Origin of the sequence: Gordonia soli NBRC 108243 (genome assembly GCF_000334455.1) — a bacterium.
In the GTDB taxonomy this organism is placed as follows: Bacteria; Actinomycetota; Actinomycetes; order Mycobacteriales; family Mycobacteriaceae; genus Gordonia; species Gordonia soli.
In genome coordinates, this window is record NZ_BANX01000055.1 from 1 (window position 1) to 849 (window position 849).

The following is an 849-nucleotide window of genomic DNA, read 5'->3' on the forward strand; positions in this document are numbered from 1 at the left end:
GCTCGGCGTGAGAACGATTCTTGTCGGTGCCCTGTCATAGAGTGGTCGACAGATCAGTTGATGACGGGGCCCCGACTGTTGGGTCACACAGATGATGATGACTCCCAGTCGTTCTCACGCCGAAGGTGCGCCCCGTGTTCTGCTACTCCGATCCCGATGCCGATCAGCTCACCCTGACCGCATGCCCGGAATCAGAACTGGCCGATGCCGGGCGCACCGCGCAACGCCTCGAACGTCGGGCCGCCGCCCGCAAGATCTTGCTCGCCCACCGCGTCGGCGCAGCCATGTTCAACCACATGCTCACCCCCGACCCCGACCACCCCATCCACCCCGGCATCGGTAACGCCGCCGAAAAAGCCGCCGTCGGGGAGATCTCACTGCAATTCGGGGTATCGAAAACCATGGCCGGACGCTGGGCCGAAGTCGGACAACTGCTCCTCGCACTGCCCACCATCCGCCGACACTTCCTCGACGGCGACTACAGCTTCTCCCGCGTCTCGATCATCGCCCACACCCTCACTCAGATCACCGACGACACCCACCGCTCCCACGCCGAACACACCGCCGCCGATCTCGCTCAGCGCCCCATCACCGACCCGATGCTGCGTGAACATCTCGAAGCACTGGTCATCGACCTCGACCCCGACCACGCCGCCCAGACACGCGACGAATTCGCCGACCGCAACCACGACGTCGTCATCACCGCAGACGCACACGGACACGCCAGCATCGACGCCTGCGTCCCCGCCGAACACGGCCTGCACCTCCGCAAGAAGATCACCGCACTCATCACCGCCCGAATCTGCCGCCACGACCCCCGCACCCCGGGACAACGCCGCGTCGCCGCCC

The 849-nt window shown here is 65.7% G+C and carries 1 protein-coding gene; it reads left to right on the plus strand.

What is annotated here, in order from left to right; all coding sequences use genetic code 11:
* Window positions 1–134 precede the first annotated feature (134 nt).
* Window positions 135–849: DUF222 domain-containing protein (locus tag GS4_RS24620; protein WP_007625832.1), on the plus strand; the 715-nt coding region annotated here is incomplete at its 3' end.